This window comes from Streptomyces sp. NPDC059008, assembly GCF_042749045.1.
Taxonomy (GTDB): domain Bacteria; phylum Actinomycetota; class Actinomycetes; order Streptomycetales; family Streptomycetaceae; genus Streptomyces.
The window spans coordinates 26,137-40,192 of sequence record NZ_JBHYJC010000016.1; the positions used below are offsets into that span (position 1 = coordinate 26,137).

The following is a 14,056-nucleotide window of genomic DNA, read 5'->3' on the forward strand; positions in this document are numbered from 1 at the left end:
AGGACACAGCGGGAGGTCACAGCAGGAGGGGTCAGCCGAGCAGGGAGCGACCGATGATCTCCTTCATGATCTCGGTCGTCCCGCCGTAGATGGTCTGGATGCGGCCGTCGGTGAAGGCCTTGGCGACGCGGTACTCGGTCATATAGCCGTATCCGCCGTGGAGTTGGAGACAGCGGTCGGCAACGCGCTTCTGGAGTTCGGTGGCCCACCACTTGGCCATGGAGGCGTGCACGGCGTCGAGCGTGCCGTCCGAGTGGTCGGCGATGCAGCGGTCGAGGAAGGTGCGGGTGACGGCGCACTCCGTGGCCATCTCGGCGATCTCGAAGCGGATGTGCTGGAGCTTGGCCAGCGGCCGGCCGAACGCCTCGCGTTCCTTGACGTACTGCGTGGTGATCTCCAGCAGATGCTCGGCGCCGGCGATCCCGGCGACGGCTATGCCCATGCGCTCCTGCGCGAGGTTGGTCATCAGGTGGACGAACGCGCCGTTCAGCTCACCGAGCAGGTTCTCCTTGGGCACCCGTACGTCGTTGAAGAACAGCTCGGCGGTGTCCTGGGACTTCTGGCCGATCTTGTCGAGGTTGCGGCCGCGTTCAAAACCGCCCGTGCCGCGCTCGACGACGAGCAGCGACAGCCCGTGGGCACCGCCCTCCGGTGTGGTCTTGGCGACGACGATGACGAGGTCGGCGAGGATGCCGTTGGAGATGAAGGTCTTGGAACCGTTCAGCAGCCAGTGGTCGCCCCGGTCCTCGGCGGTGGTGCGGATGCCCTGCAGATCGGAGCCGGCACCGGGCTCGGTCATGGCGATGGCGGTGATGATCTCGCCGCTGCAGAAGCCGGGCAGCCAGCGGCGCTTCTGCTCGTCGGTGGCGAGGGAGGTCAGATAGGGGCCGATGATGTCGTTGTGCAGCCCCAGCGCGAGCCCCGCGGCCCCGGCTCGGGTGAACTCCTCGGCGAGGACGGCGCTGTAGCGGAAGTCGGCGTTGCCCCCGCCGCCGTACTCCTCGGGCACCGCCAGGCCCAGCAGTCCCTGCCGCCCGGCCGCCCGCCAGGCGTCCCGGCTGACGATGCCGTCCTTCTCCCACTGCTCGTAATACGGCGTCACCTCCTTGGCGAGGAAGGTGCGCACGGTCTCGCGGAAGGCCTCGTGCTCGGCGGTGAAGAGCTGGCGCTTCATCTGGGTCATCTCTGCGGGCCCTCCTCAGAGCCGGTTCTTGACGTGTCGGTCGGCTTGGCGGGCCGTGCTTCCACCGGGTGGACGTCGAGCGTCGTCACGCCGTCGCCCCGGAACGCCGCGGCCCGCTCGCGGACGTATCCGGCGGGCCCGCGCGGCGGCGTCCGTCGGCATGTGCCGACGCTCAAGACGTCGCGGACCCGGCCATGCCCCATCGGACACGCCCTAGGCGCCCGGGCGCCGGGGCCCAGCGGTGACCGGCCGCCGGCCCCGCCGGCACCCCGGCCGGCGGCCCGGCGCGGACCGCCCGCGTGCTGAAGCGTGGTGGACGGTTCCATCAGCCGGCGGTGTCCTTCTGGACGGCGCGGGCCGGGCCGGCGGCCGGGGTGCCGACGCGGCCGGCCGGTGGCGGGGCGAGGAGGCTGGGGGCCTGCCAGTCGCGGGCGACCCCTTCGGTGTCCGCGCCGGGCCGGGCGGGCGGCCTGCGCACCGCGCCCGGAGTGCGCGAGAAGCGGGGCGCCGGCGCGGGCTGGGTGATCCCGCCGTGGTCGACGAAGGTGCCGCGGGCGGCGAGGTGCGGATGCTGCGGGGCCTCGCGCAGCGAGAGCACGGGCGCCACGCAGGCGTCGGACTCCTGGAAGACCGCGGTCCACTCCTGCCGCGTACGGGTCCTGAAGCGGGCGGCGATGGCGGTGCGCAGCTCGCCCCAGGCAGCGAGGTCGTCCCGGCCGGGGGCCTCCTTCTCGATCCCCAGCAGCCGGATGAACTCGCCGTAGAACCGCTGCTCCAGCGCACCGACCGCCATATAGCCGCCGTCGGCGGTTTCGTAGGCGCCGTAGAAGGGCGTCCCGCCGTCCAGGAGGTTCGCACCGCGCCGGTCCTGCCAGCCGCCGGTCGCCAGCATGCCGTGGATCATCGCCGTCAGATGGGCCGTGCCGTCGACGATCGCGGCGTCCACGACCTGGCCCTTTCCGCCGTCGGAGCGGGCGTGCTGCAGGGCGGCGAGGACACCGATGACGAGGTAGAGCGATCCGCCCGCGTAGTCGCCGAGGAGGTTGGCGGGGATGGCGGGCGGGCCGTCGGGCGGGCCGATCATGCCGAGGGCACCGGTGATGGCGATATAGCCGATGTCGTGTCCCGCGGTGTCGGCCAGCGGACCCTCCTGCCCCCAGCCGGTCATCCGTCCGTAGACCAGCCGGGGGTTGCGCGCGAGGCACTCCTGCGGGCCCACGCCGAGCCGCTCGGCCACTCCGGGGCGGTACCCCTCCACCAGCACATCGGCGCGCTCGGCCAGCTCCAGCACCTGCGCCACGCCCTCGGGCGTCTTCAGGTCCACCAGCACCGAGCGCTTGTTGCGGTTGGTGACGTCGTACGCCGGGTCGATGCCCAGCCCCGCGCCTCCCGGCCGGTCGACGCGGACGACGTCGGCGCCGAGGTCGGCCAGCAGCATGGCCGCGAACGGGCCGGGGCCGATGCCCGCGAGTTCGACCACCCGCACCCCGCTCAGCGGGCCGTTGTCCGGCTCTGTCATCGCGCCCCATGCCCTTCCGCACTGTGACACTTCTGATGTAACACTCGTGATGTTAAGAACGTGTTCCACTTTCCACAAGCCCCCGCACCAAGTGGTACTCGCCAAAAAAGGCCCGCGCCGGCGATGCTCAACTGCCATCGCCGCCACGGGCCTTTGCGCGCCTGCTGCCGCTGCGCCGCTATCCCCCGTCGAGCCCGGCGATGACCTTCGCCGGGGCTATGCCGCGCAGGGACTCCACAGCCCTGTCCCCGAGCATCCCGGCGAGCCCGAGCGCGTGCCCGAGTCCGACCACGCGCTCCCGCGCCGCCGCCGGATCCACCGCCTTCGCCATGCGCTCCTCCACGTCCGTTCCCCCGTACGGCACCGCGCCTGTCGCACGCGGGCCGACCCACGCATCACACGCTAACGGCGAGCACTGACAACGGCCCGCGCAGCGCCGGACACCGGGCCGACGGAGGGACGAACGGCGTCACGCCGAGTCGGTCGACGCCTCGCCGGCGGCGGAGCCGGCCGGCCCCCCCGACGCGACGGCCTTCGCTTCGCCGGTCTCCGGCACGAGGTGGTCGTCGGGTGCCTGACGGTCCACCAGCCTTCCGAGGCGCTGGGGGACGTTGCCGCCCACCAGGAGGATGACGACGAGCGTCAGCCCGAAGGTGAGCACGGCGAGCGCCTGCCCCAGGGGCATGCCCTCGGCCAGATGGGCGCCGAGAACGGGGGCGACCGCTCCGCCCAGCGCCCCGACGTTGTAGACGAAGCCCAGCGACGCGGCGCGGCGCGCGGTCGGGAAGTGGCCGGCGAGGTACTTCGGCAGGATGCCGGAGATGCCCTGACTGAGCGCGAGGAGCACGAACAGCAGCACGCCGAGCGCCGGCAGGCTGTCGTGCACCGCGAAGACCGGGAAGACGAAGGCGAGCGAGGCCAGCAGCGTGCCCGCGTAGGCCCGCCGGGTGCCGAACCGGTCACCGACGAAGCCGGCCAGCCAGCAGCCCGCCATGGTGCCGAAGCCGGCGTAGAACATCACGTCGGTGACCTGGGCGGGGCTGTATCCGAGGCCGGTCTTGAGGTAGGTGGGCAGCAGGGCCTGGATGGGCCAGCTGTAGAGGAAGGCGCAGAAGACCGTCGCCATCAGGGACACGTACAGCAGCCATCCCCGGCGGCCGCCGAGCTGCGCGGCGAAGGCGAGCAGGCAGAGCGCCGCGACGCCCGCCAGCCAGGGGGCAGCTCCCGCCCCGAGGGGCGTGAAGACGCAGAACAGCGCGACCGAGGCACCCGCCGCGAGGGCCGCATTGGCCCACGACCGGATCCGGCCGGTGAACAACGGCCGGAACGGATTCGGACGCTCCTGCTCCGGGCGTCCCGTAGGGGCACCGACGTCCCTCTTCCAGTCCCCGGCCTCCGGCAGCGACCGGCGCACCCACAGGGCGACGAGGACGGGCAGCACGCCGATCCAGAACATCCAGCGCCAGCCCCAGTGGGGCACCACCCACTTGTACAGCTCGGCCGCGAGGACGGTGCCGCCCGCGTAGCCGGAGATCAGGAACCCGGAGGCGCGGTTGCGCCATCGGGTGGGCCAGCTCTCCAGCACATAGGTCACGCTGGCGCTGTACTCCCCCGCCATGCCCAGGCCGATCACCAGCCGGGCGACGAACAGACTGGTGTATCCCCAGGCGAACCCGCAGGCGAAGGTGCCGAGCGAGTAGAGCAGGATGCTGGCGATCATGGCGGTTCTGCGGCCGTGGCGGTCGCCCAGCGCCCCCAGGACGGCACCGCCCAGCCAACGGGTGATGAAGGCCCCGGAAATCAGCGAGGCGGCGGTGGCGGTGCTCAGCCGGAAGTCCTCGGCGATCTCGGTCAGCACCAGGGTGATCAGCACGAAGTCGAAGCCGTCGAGGAGGTAGCCGATCCAGGCGCCGGCCATCGCCTTCCACTGCCGCGGGGTGACCTCCCGGTACCAGATCCGTGCCCTGTCCGGGGTCTCCATGGGGCGCTTGGTCACGGCAACCCGGCCTCCTCCAGCAGTCGTGCAACGACCGAAGAGCAGCCACCGAAGGCGGCGACGAGCGGACAACACCGGCGAACCATGACCGGCGATCCAGACATCGGACGTCCCATGTCATCGGCGCTCACGGCGAATCTGGCCCGGCCGCGACACCCTGTCAAGACCGCACACCGGCCCCTGTCGGCCACCGGAGGTCCCTGCGACGGATGAGGCCAATGGGGGTTACTGGGCCGGTCGTTGACGCGTCGACGGCAACTGCCTAGGGTCCCGGACACCACGTCAACAGGGCGGTCGAGAGGATGCGGGATGCGACGGCAGGACACCTCCGGACGGGCGTACGACCTCGTCCTCTACGGCGCGACCGGCTTCACCGGCGCGCTCACCGCCGCGTATCTGGCCGAGCACGCCCCCGAGGACTGCCGCTGGGCGCTGGCCGGACGCAACCTCGCCAAACTGGAGCAACTGCGCGACCGGCTGGCGGAGATCGACCCGGCCTGCTCCGACCTGCCGCTGCTGCGGGCCGACAGCGGCGACCCGGAAGCCCTGCGTGCCCTCGCCGCCGGCACCCGGGTGCTGGCGACGACGGTCGGCCCGTACCTGATCCACGGTGAAGGGCTGGTCGCCGCCTGCGCGGCCACCGGCACCGACTACCTCGACCTGTGCGGAGAGCCCGAGTTCATCGACCGGATGTATGTGCGCCACGACGCCGCGGCCCGCGCCTCGGGCGCCCGCCTCGTCCACGCCAGCGGGTTCGACTCCGTTCCGCACGACCTGGGAGTGCACTACACGGTCGGTCTGCTCCCCGAGGGCGTGCCGCTGCGCATCGACGGCTTCGTACGCACCAACGCCACGTTCTCCGGTGGCACGCTGTCCTCCACGCTGACCGCCGTGTCGCGCCCGGTCGCGATGGCGCGGGCGGCCCGTGCCAGGCAGCGGGTCGAGCCGCGACCGGCGGGACGTGCGGTGCGGGCGCCGTTCGGGGCGCCGGTCAAGAGCGCCGAGACGGGCACCTGGGGTGTGCCGCTGCCGACCCTCGACCCGCAGGTCATCGCCCGCTCGGCCGCGGTGCTGGACCGCTACGGGCCCGACTTCCGCTACCGCCACTACGCCGGCGTGCGGCGGCTGCCGATCGCCGTCGGCGGGGCACTGGGGATGGGCGCCCTGTGCGCACTCGCGCAGCTGCCACCCGCACGGCGCTGGCTGTCGGGCCGTCTGGAGCCGGGCGACGGTCCGGGCCCGGAGCGCCGCGCGCGCAGCTGGTTCACGGTGCGCTTCGTCGCCTCCGGTGGCGGCGAGCGTCTGATCACCGAGGTGTCGGGCGGTGACCCCGGCTACGACGAGACGGCGAAGATGCTCGCCGAATCGGCGCTGAGCCTGGCCTTCGACGATCTCCCGGAGACCGCGGGCCAGGTGACGACCGCGGTGGCCATGGGGGACGCGCTGACGGCCCGCCTCCAGAAGGCGGGCCTCACCTTCCGCGTGGTCCGGGAGCGATGACCCGGCGCCCCGCCCCGGGCGACGCCGTTGTCAGGCGCCGGCCAGCGCCTTGCGGCACAGCGAGTCGGCGGCCCGGGTCGTCTCCGGGAGCCGGTACGCCGCCGCCAGCCGGAGCGTGTGCGCGCAGGCCCGGTCGAGGTCGACACGGTGCCCCACGGAGACGAAGACCGGTTTGACGCCCTTTTGGGTGCGCAGGGCACGTCCGACCTCCTCGTCGCCATCCAGGAGCGGAGAGGTCGTGCCGCGCTCGGGCCCCGGAGGCTCGTACCGGAAGGTGAAGGGGTTCTTGGCCACACCGATCGTGGGCAGCCCGGTCAGCACGCCCAAGTGGCTGGCGAGCCCGAAGCGGCGCGGGTGCGCCAGCCCGTACCCGTCGCACACCACGAGGTCGGGCACCCGGGCGAGGCCGGCGAGGGCGTCGAGCACGGTCGGGATCTCGCGGAAGGCCAGCAGCCCCGGGACGTACGGGAAGGAGACCCTCCCGACGGCGGTGGCCTCGTCGACGACGGAGAGGGTGTGGGCGTCCAGCGCGACGGCGGCCGCGGCGACCACGTTGCGCTCGTCGTCGTAGGCGACGTCCACTCCGACCACGGTCCCCTCGAAGCCCGGCTCCGGCCCGGACTCGTCGAGCCGTACGTGGGACCGCAACCGGTCCTGGACCGCGCGTGCCTGGGCTTCGTCGGTCGGCCAGTGCCGCAGTTCCTCGTCGCAGGAGATCGTTCGGGAAGTGTCCATGGTGTCCACCACGCTACCGAACCGCCGATCGAGCGATGATCGGGCCGACGCCCTGTCAGTGGCGCTCGGTACCGTGAGGAGTGCACCCGGCAGGCTGCCCCCGCTGAGCGTGGACCCGGCCGGTGCCGAGTCCGGCCGGACCGAGCCCGGCCGGTGCCGACGCCATGGACGTGCACGCTCCTTCCCTGCCGCCCCGTCCCCGTTCCCCGTCCGCCCGGAGACCACCGGAGGCCCCTATGTCCGACGCTCTCCACGAACTCGACGCCACCGACCTCGCCGCGCGGTTACGCCGTCGCGAGATCTCCGCCCGGGAGGTGGTGCAGGCTCATCTGGACCGCATCGCACGGGCCAACCCGTCCGTCAACGCCATCGTCACCCTCGACCCCGAGGGCGCACTCGCCGCCGCGGCGCATGCCGATGAACGCCTCACCCGGGGCGCCGCCGTGCCGCCCCTGCACGGACTGCCGATCGCGTTCAAGGACACCCATCTCACCCGCGGTATGCGCACCACCTTCGGCTCACCGCTCTTCGCCGACCACATCCCCGACGAGGACGACCTGGTGATCGGCCGGCTGCAGCGGGCCGGCGCCATCCGCCTCGGCAAGACCAACGTCCCCGAGTTCGCCGCCGGTTCGCACACCTTCAACCCGGTCTTCGGCATCACCCGCAATCCGTACGACACCACGCGCTCGGCGGGCGGCAGCAGTGGCGGCGCCGCCGCGGCGCTCGCGACCGGGATGCAGCCGCTCGCCGACGGCAGCGACATGGGCGGCTCGCTGCGCAACCCCGCGTCCTTCTGCAACGTGGTCGGTCTGCGGCCGACGCCGGGCCGCGTCCCACCGCACCCGGGCGGCAACCTCTGGGACACCCTGGCGGTGCCCGGCCCCATGGGGCGGACCGTCGCCGACACCGCGCTGCTGCTGTCGGCGATGGCCGGGCCGGATCCTCGCTGTCCCATCAGCCTGGAGACCCCCGGCGATGCCTTCCGGGTACCGCTCGACCGCGATCTGCGCGGACTGCGCGTGGCATGGGCACCCGACCTCGGCGGACACGCACCGGCCGATCCGGACGTCCTCGCCGTTCTGGAGCCCGCGCTGAGCGTCCTGGAGGAGCTCGGCTGCCATGTCGATACGGCCTGCCCGGGCCTCACCGGCGCCGACGAGGCCTTCCGTACGCTGCGGGCGCACAGCTTCGACCTGGCGTTCGGCGATCTGCTCGACTCCGACCGGCAGGCCCTCAAGCCCAGCCTCGTCTGGAACATCGAGCAGGGCCGCCGTCTGACCGCGGCCGATCTCAAGGCCGCCACCGCGACCCGCAGCCGGCTGCACCTCGACATGGTCGGCTTCTTCTCCCGGTACGACCTCCTTCTGGCCCCGGTCAGCCAGGTCACGCCGTTCGACGCGGAGCTGGAGTATCCGAGGGAGGTCGCGGGCCGGCCCACGCACACGTATCTGGACTGGATGCGGTCCGCCTACCTGATCTCCGTCCTCGGTGTGCCCGCCCTCTCGGTCCCCGCGGGGTTCACTCCCGGTGGTCTGCCGGTGGGGCTGCAGTTCATCGGTGCGCCGCGCGCCGATCTCGCCGTCCTCCAGGCCGGTCATGCCTACGAGCAGGCGACAGGGCACGGCCGGCGCCGCCCGGAAGCGCCCATGTCCTGATCCGCCGCAGCCCGCCCGTCCGCTCCCGGGCCGTCCACTCCCAGGCCGCCCGCGAGCCTCCGGCCGCCCGGCCTCACACGCCCTTCCGGCCTGCGTCTTCACGGTCGGGAGGGCGCGCGGCCGGCGAGCGGGGCCTGCTCTATATTGCAGCCATGTTCGTATTGGAACTGACCTACACCGCGCCCATCGAACGCGTCGACGCCGCCCTCGCGGAGCATGTGGAGTGGCTGCAGAAGGGGTACGCCGCCGGGCACTTCATCGCGGCCGGCCGCAAGGTCCCGCGTGACGGGGGCGTGATCCTGGCCGCCGGGATGGACCGGACGGCCGTGGAGCGGATCGTGGCCGAGGACCCGTTCACCCTCGCCGGGGTGTGCGAGTACCGGATCACCGAGTTCGTGGCGACGACCACCGCACCGGCACTGGAGGCCTACCGGGAGCAGCTGCCTTCCTAGGGGGTGTCCGGTGGGCCGGGGGCCGGGCCGCGACGCCTGACACGGCATCTCGCGCCCATGCGGCGGTCCACGGCGGTCTACGACGAGGTGGTCGTCGAGGCCGGTGACGTACCGAGCGGGCCGGGGCTCACCTCACCGGGCTCGGGCGCCTCCGGCCACCGCCCCCCGTTGCGCCAGTAACCCTGAATCTCCTCCAGTTGGCGTCCCTTGGTCTCGGGCGCCGTGACGGAAGCGAAGACCAGAGCGGCGAGGGCGAGGGCGCCCAGGCCCGCGAACGTCCGGGCCGCGCCGGCCCAGGCCATCAGCGAGGGGAAGAACTGGGCGATCAGGAGGTTGGCGACCAGGTCGGCGGTGAGCATCACCGACGCCCCGGTGGAGCGCAGTTGGGCGGGGAACGCCTCGCTCGCGTAGACCCAGATCAGCGATCCGAAGCCGAAGTTGAAGGCCGCGGTGAACAGGAGGATGGCGCCGAAGCCGATCCAGGTCGTGGCGCCGCGCAGATCCCCCGTCCCGAAGACCGCGGTCAGCACGGCGAGCATCATGACCATCGTGCCGATGCCGCAGAGCAGCACCGCGCGGCGGCCGAGCCGGTCGATGACGAGGATGGCGAGAACCGTCGCGGCCAGTGAGGCGAGCTGCACGAAGGACGGCAGCAGGAAGTTCTGGCCGTCGCCCGTGAAGCCCATCTCCTCGAAGATCTGCGGGCTGTAGTAGGTCACGGCGTTGATGCCGGTGATCTGGCAGAAGAAGCCGAGGCCGACGACGAAGAACGCTGCTCGGGCGTACGGCTTGCGCAGCAGCGAGCGCGCCGATCCGCCGCTCTCCTCGGCGAGCGCGGCAGCCACGGCCGCGACCTCCGCACGCGGGTCGACGTCCGGATCGGTCGTCGCCATGACCTCGACGGCCCGCTCCGTGCGCCCCTTGAGGACGTACCAGCGCGGGGTGTCCGGCAGCCGGAGCAACGGGATCAGGACGAGCGCCGCCGGGATCGCGGACAGGCCGAGCATCCAGCGCCAGTGGCCGCCGCCGGACAGGCCCCAGTTGACGAAGTACGTGATGACGATGCCGGCGACCGTGGCCACCTGATAGGCGGCGACGGAGGCGCCCCGGATCCGGGCCGGGGTCGATTCTGCGACGTAGAGCGGGGCGGCGACGATCGAGATGCCGATGGCGACGCCCAGCAGGAACCGGACGATGTCCAGCACGACGACGTTGGGCGCGAGGGCGGACAGGGCGACGAACACGGCGTAGGAGCTGGCGACGATCAGCATCGCGGCCCTGCGCCCCAGGGCGTCCGCGAGCTTGCCGCCGATCAGCGCGCCCACGATGGAGCCGAACACCAGGATGCTGTTGACCAGGCCCTTCTCGACCTCGGTGAGGTGGAAGTCCCTGCTCAGGAACACCAGGGCACCGGAGATGCTGCCGGTGTCGTAGCCGTAGACGACGCCGACGACGGCGCCGGTGAGCGCGAACATTCTGCCGCTGCGGCGTGCGGCCCGGGAGGACGGTGGCGGGGGCGTCGCGGAGAGCGTGGCAATGGACATGCGAAGTCCTTTGTACGGCGGAGCGGTCTACTGCATGACCGACCGATCTGCGTGAGCGCATGAGTGCATGACTGCTAGTGCATGACTGCTAGTACATGGCGGCTTGATTGATCTTGCGAATATCCAGCCTCTTTCACGCAACTGTCAACAGCTAGCTTCTACCCCGCCACCCGCACTCCACCTCTGCATCCACCGCTTTCACCCTCCCTCAACACCTCTCCCGATACCCCCGTATCGCCCCGACCAGCACCGACCCTCACCCCTCCCCTCTGGTGCATCCACCCATACGAGGGATGGATCGCGAGCAAGATTCTGCGTACAGTCGATCGCAACGAAGTCGAAAGTTGCAGTTTTACGCAGCACGCTGCAACGCAGCACAGGATGATCCAGATCCTTTTCACGCATCACGGGAGGGTGGCCATGAACGACGCCTCGTACATGGAGCAGGAGCTGCAGAGTCAGCCGGGGACCTGGCAGGAGGCCGCGCGGATCGGAGCGGCGGTCGCCACACTGCCCGCGGCCGGGCAGCGGGTCGCCGTGATCGGCTGTGGCACGTCATGGTTCATGGCGCAGTCCTACGCGGCGCTGCGCGAGGGGGCCGGGCTCGGCGTGACGGATCCCTTCGCCGCCTCCGAGGCGTTCCTCGACGGCGACCGCGGCTATGACGCGGTGGTGGCGATCACCCGCTCGGGCACCACGACCGAGGTGCTGCGCGTGCTCGACGCGGTCAAGGGGCGCGTCCCGACGGTGACGATCATCGGCGACCCCGAGACGCCGGCGACGGCGCTCTCCGACGAGACGATCGCGCTGCCCTTCGCCGACGAGAAGTCGGTGGTGCAGACCCGCTTCGCGACGACGGCGCTCACACTGCTGCGCGCCCACCTGGGTGAGGACGTCTCGCAGGCGGTGGCCGACGCCCGGGAAGCGTTGGCCGCGCCGTTGGACAAGGAGTGGGTGGACGCCGAGCAGTTCTCCTTCCTCGGCACCGGCTGGACCTTCGGCCTTGCCAATGAGGCGGCGCTCAAGATGCGGGAGGCGTCGCAGAGTTGGACGGAGTCCTACCCCGCGATGGAGTACCGCCACGGCCCGATCGCGATAGCCGCCCCCGGCCGGGTGACCTGGCTGTTCGGCCGGGCACCGGAAGGGCTGGAGGCCGATGTGGTGCGGACCGGTGCGCGCTTCGTGTGCCATGCCCGCGATCCGCTGGCCGATCTGGTGCTGGTGCAGCGGGTCGCGCTGGAACGAGCCCGAGCCCGCGGCCTGGACCCGGACAACCCACGCAGCCTGACCCGTTCGGTGATGCTCGAGGCACCAGCCGCCTCCTAGCCACTGCCTGTGCCCCGCACGCCAATCCACCCCGCACGCAAGGGAGTCAGCGCGCCATGCCCCTCGTTCCCACCTCATCCATCGTCGACGCCGCGCGTGAGGCCCAGGTCGGCGCGGCGGCCTTCAACGTCATCCATCTGGAAACCGCCGAGGCGCTGGTCACCGCCGCCGAGCGCACCGGCACCCCGCTGATCCTGCAGATCAGCGAGAACTGCATCCGCTACCACGGCAGTCTGCTGCCGATCACCCGCGCCACGCTCGCTCTCGCCGAGGACTCCAGCGCCCGGATCGCCGTACACCTCGACCACATCACCGACGCGGACCTGGTCCGCCAGGGCATCAGGGCCGGAGTGGGGTCGGTCATGGTGGACGCCTCCGCGCTGCCGTACGAGGAGAACGTCGCCACCACCGCGGAACTCGCCGCCTGGTGCCACGAGCGGGGCGCCTATGTCGAGGCGGAGCTGGGCGAGGTCGGCGGCAAGGACGGCGTGCACGCACCGGGGGTGCGCACGAACCCGGACGAGGCCCTGGCCTTTGTCCGTGCCACCGGTGTGGATGCCCTCGCTGTGGCCGTCGGCTCGTCACATGCCATGCACGAGCGCACGGCCGTGCTGGACAAGGACCTCATCAGGGCGCTGCACGCCGCCCTGCCGGTGCCGTTGGTGCTCCATGGCTCTTCCGGAGTGCCGGACGAGGAGCTGCGCCGAGCCATCGCCGCCGGAATGACGAAGATCAATATCTCCACTCATCTGGTGTCCGTCTTCACCCAGTCGATACGCCGGACGCTGGGCGCGGATCCGTCGCTGGTCGACTCCCGCAAGTATGTGAAGCCGGCCCGCGAGGCAGTGGCCGAGGAGGCCGCGAGGCTGCTGGGCGTGCTGGGCACTCCGACGACGGTTCCGGTCCAGTACGCGGCCCAGGCACCGGCTCGGGGGTGAGCAGGTCGCCCAGAACGGGGCGTCCACTGGGCGTCACGGTGGCCGACGGAAACGAATTAGGCTCGCGCTATGAAGCGCCATGAACGGATGAACGCACTGCTCGAGCTGCTCGGGGACCGGGGTCGGGTGGACGTCGAGGAGGCGGCGACCGCTCTGGAGGTCTCGGCGGCCACGATGCGGCGCGACATGGACGCCCTCGCCGAGCAGCAGCTGCTGACCCGCACACGGGGCGGGGCGGTGCTCAGCTCGGTGGCGTACGACCTGCCGATCCGCTACAAGCACGCGCACCGGTCGGAGGAGAAGGAGGCGGTGGCGAAGGCCGCGGCCAAGCTGGTCGAGCGGGGGGATGTGGTCGGTCTGAGCGGTGGCACGACGACCACGGCGATCGCCCGGGTGCTGGCCACCCGTCCGGACTTCGCCGAGGCGGGGCCGCAGCCGCATCTGACCATCGTCACCAACTCCCTCAATATCGCCAACGAGCTGGCCGTGCGGCCACAAATCAAGATCGTGCTCACGGGCGGGGTGGCGCACTCGCGGTCGTTCGAACTCGTCGGCCCGTTCAGCGAATTGGTACTGCAGCAGATCTCGATCGACATCGCGTTCATCGGGGCGAATGGAATGGACCCGCTGATGGGGGCCACGGTGCACGACGAGGCGGAGGCCCGGGTCAACCGCCTGATGGCAGAACGTGCCCGGCGTGCCGTCGTCGTCGCGGACTCGTCGAAGATCGGCGAGCGCTGCTTCGCCCGGGTCGGCGATGCGGATGTCTTCGACACCTTCATCACCGACGGCGGCGCGAAGGAGGCGATCCGCCGCGAGTTCACCGATCGGGGGCTGAGGGTGGTGACGGCACGTCCGTCTCCCGGCGAATGAGGCTCCGGTCCGCCCCTGCCCGCCCACCGTCCGCCGTTCGCCCGAGCACGCGGGTGCGGCCCCCCGGCCCGGCCCGACCCGAACGCGAGACGAGTTGTGGTGGCGGAGGTGATGGCGGCCCAAACACGAAGACGGAGATCGAGTTGTGGTGGCGGACGGTGACGGCGCCGCAGCAGGGGGCGATCGAGCACCCCCGAGCGCCCATTCGTTTGCCCCGTTTTCCTGCGTTTCGCTACCGTCCCACCCGGTATCAAAAAGGTCGCTCTTGTGTCGCACTTGTGTCCCCGTGTGGCACCCGGGGCTGATTTCGCGGTGCGGGTGTGGACAATGGG

The 14,056-nt window shown here is 71.5% G+C and carries 12 protein-coding genes; 6 read left to right on the forward strand and 6 right to left on the reverse strand.

Features of this window, described 5'->3' with window-relative positions:
- Window positions 1-31: 31 nt before the first annotated feature.
- From ACFWZH_RS20225 to ACFWZH_RS20240, 4 genes are all read right to left on the reverse strand, one after another.
- Entirely contained in the window at window positions 32-1,174 is a 1,143-nt protein-coding gene (locus tag ACFWZH_RS20225) for an acyl-CoA dehydrogenase family protein (RefSeq protein ID WP_384432973.1), read from the reverse strand.
- A 334-nt stretch (window positions 1,175-1,508) separates the two neighbouring features.
- Window positions 1,509-2,702 carry a CoA transferase gene (locus ACFWZH_RS20230; RefSeq protein WP_384432659.1) on the reverse strand — a complete coding sequence of 398 codons (1,194 nt, stop codon included), beginning with the start codon at window positions 2,700-2,702 and terminating at the stop codon, window positions 1,509-1,511.
- Between the two features lie 178 nt (window positions 2,703-2,880).
- Window positions 2,881-3,033: a hypothetical protein gene (locus ACFWZH_RS20235; RefSeq protein ID WP_384432662.1), complete on the reverse strand. Its 153-nt coding sequence runs from the start codon at window positions 3,031-3,033 to the stop codon at window positions 2,881-2,883.
- Between the two features lie 138 nt (window positions 3,034-3,171).
- Entirely contained in the window at window positions 3,172-4,683 is a 1,512-nt protein-coding gene (locus ACFWZH_RS20240; RefSeq protein WP_384432976.1) for a sialate:H+ symport family MFS transporter, read from the reverse strand.
- Window positions 4,684-5,007: 324 nt separating this feature from the next.
- Between ACFWZH_RS20240 and ACFWZH_RS20245 the strand changes: the two genes are divergently transcribed.
- Window positions 5,008-6,198 (forward strand): saccharopine dehydrogenase family protein, encoded by a 1,191-nt coding sequence (locus ACFWZH_RS20245; RefSeq protein WP_384432665.1) that lies wholly within the window; start codon window positions 5,008-5,010, stop codon window positions 6,196-6,198.
- A gap of 30 nt (window positions 6,199-6,228) precedes the next feature.
- Here the strand turns inward: ACFWZH_RS20245 and ACFWZH_RS20250 are convergent, their stop codons facing one another.
- Window positions 6,229-6,933, reverse strand: coding sequence for an endonuclease V (locus ACFWZH_RS20250; RefSeq protein WP_384432667.1), 705 nt, complete (start codon window positions 6,931-6,933; stop codon window positions 6,229-6,231).
- A 236-nt stretch (window positions 6,934-7,169) separates the two neighbouring features.
- On the opposite strand from ACFWZH_RS20250, the gene ACFWZH_RS20255 reads away from it, so the two are divergent.
- Window positions 7,170-8,591, forward strand: a complete 1,422-nt coding sequence (locus tag ACFWZH_RS20255) for an amidase (protein ID WP_384432670.1) — start codon at window positions 7,170-7,172, stop codon at window positions 8,589-8,591.
- Between the two features lie 152 nt (window positions 8,592-8,743).
- Window positions 8,744-9,043 (forward strand): YciI family protein, encoded by a 300-nt coding sequence (locus tag ACFWZH_RS20260; protein WP_384432672.1) that lies wholly within the window; start codon window positions 8,744-8,746, stop codon window positions 9,041-9,043.
- Window positions 9,044-9,120: 77 nt separating this feature from the next.
- Here the strand turns inward: ACFWZH_RS20260 and ACFWZH_RS20265 are convergent, their stop codons facing one another.
- The gene (locus ACFWZH_RS20265) at window positions 9,121-10,587 is read right to left on the reverse strand and encodes a sugar porter family MFS transporter (RefSeq protein ID WP_384432675.1); all 1,467 of its coding nucleotides are present in this window, start codon (window positions 10,585-10,587) and stop codon (window positions 9,121-9,123) included.
- 420 nt (window positions 10,588-11,007) lie between these two features.
- Here ACFWZH_RS20265 and ACFWZH_RS20270 point away from each other — a divergent pair, with 420 nt between their 5' ends.
- From ACFWZH_RS20270 to ACFWZH_RS20280, 3 genes are all read left to right on the forward strand, one after another.
- Entirely contained in the window at window positions 11,008-11,913 is a 906-nt protein-coding gene (locus ACFWZH_RS20270; protein ID WP_384432678.1) for an SIS domain-containing protein, read from the forward strand.
- Window positions 11,914-11,969: 56 nt separating this feature from the next.
- On the forward strand, window positions 11,970-12,851 hold the full coding sequence (locus tag ACFWZH_RS20275; RefSeq protein ID WP_384432681.1) for a ketose-bisphosphate aldolase: 882 nt from the start codon (window positions 11,970-11,972) through the stop codon (window positions 12,849-12,851).
- Between the two features lie 69 nt (window positions 12,852-12,920).
- Window positions 12,921-13,724: a DeoR/GlpR family DNA-binding transcription regulator gene (locus ACFWZH_RS20280; protein ID WP_384432684.1), complete on the forward strand. Its 804-nt coding sequence runs from the start codon at window positions 12,921-12,923 to the stop codon at window positions 13,722-13,724.
- Window positions 13,725-14,056: the final 332 nt, after the last annotated feature.

What these genes read in the sequence shown, in the direction of transcription:
- ACFWZH_RS20225 (WP_384432973.1), bottom strand. Translation starts at nt 1,174, where the DNA reads ATGAAGCGCCAGCTCTTCACCGCCGAGCACGAGGCCTTCCGCGAGACC.
- ACFWZH_RS20230 (WP_384432659.1), bottom strand. Translation starts at nt 2,702, where the DNA reads ATGACAGAGCCGGACAACGGCCCGCTGAGCGGGGTGCGGGTGGTCGAA.
- ACFWZH_RS20235 (WP_384432662.1), bottom strand. Translation starts at nt 3,033, where the DNA reads ATGGCGAAGGCGGTGGATCCGGCGGCGGCGCGGGAGCGCGTGGTCGGA.
- ACFWZH_RS20240 (WP_384432976.1), bottom strand. Translation starts at nt 4,683, where the DNA reads ATGGAGACCCCGGACAGGGCACGGATCTGGTACCGGGAGGTCACCCCG.
- ACFWZH_RS20245 (WP_384432665.1), top strand. Translation starts at nt 5,008, where the DNA reads ATGCGACGGCAGGACACCTCCGGACGGGCGTACGACCTCGTCCTCTAC.
- ACFWZH_RS20250 (WP_384432667.1), bottom strand. Translation starts at nt 6,933, where the DNA reads ATGGACACTTCCCGAACGATCTCCTGCGACGAGGAACTGCGGCACTGG.
- ACFWZH_RS20255 (WP_384432670.1), top strand. Translation starts at nt 7,170, where the DNA reads ATGTCCGACGCTCTCCACGAACTCGACGCCACCGACCTCGCCGCGCGG.
- ACFWZH_RS20260 (WP_384432672.1), top strand. Translation starts at nt 8,744, where the DNA reads ATGTTCGTATTGGAACTGACCTACACCGCGCCCATCGAACGCGTCGAC.
- ACFWZH_RS20265 (WP_384432675.1), bottom strand. Translation starts at nt 10,587, where the DNA reads ATGTCCATTGCCACGCTCTCCGCGACGCCCCCGCCACCGTCCTCCCGG.
- ACFWZH_RS20270 (WP_384432678.1), top strand. Translation starts at nt 11,008, where the DNA reads ATGAACGACGCCTCGTACATGGAGCAGGAGCTGCAGAGTCAGCCGGGG.
- ACFWZH_RS20275 (WP_384432681.1), top strand. Translation starts at nt 11,970, where the DNA reads ATGCCCCTCGTTCCCACCTCATCCATCGTCGACGCCGCGCGTGAGGCC.
- ACFWZH_RS20280 (WP_384432684.1), top strand. Translation starts at nt 12,921, where the DNA reads ATGAAGCGCCATGAACGGATGAACGCACTGCTCGAGCTGCTCGGGGAC.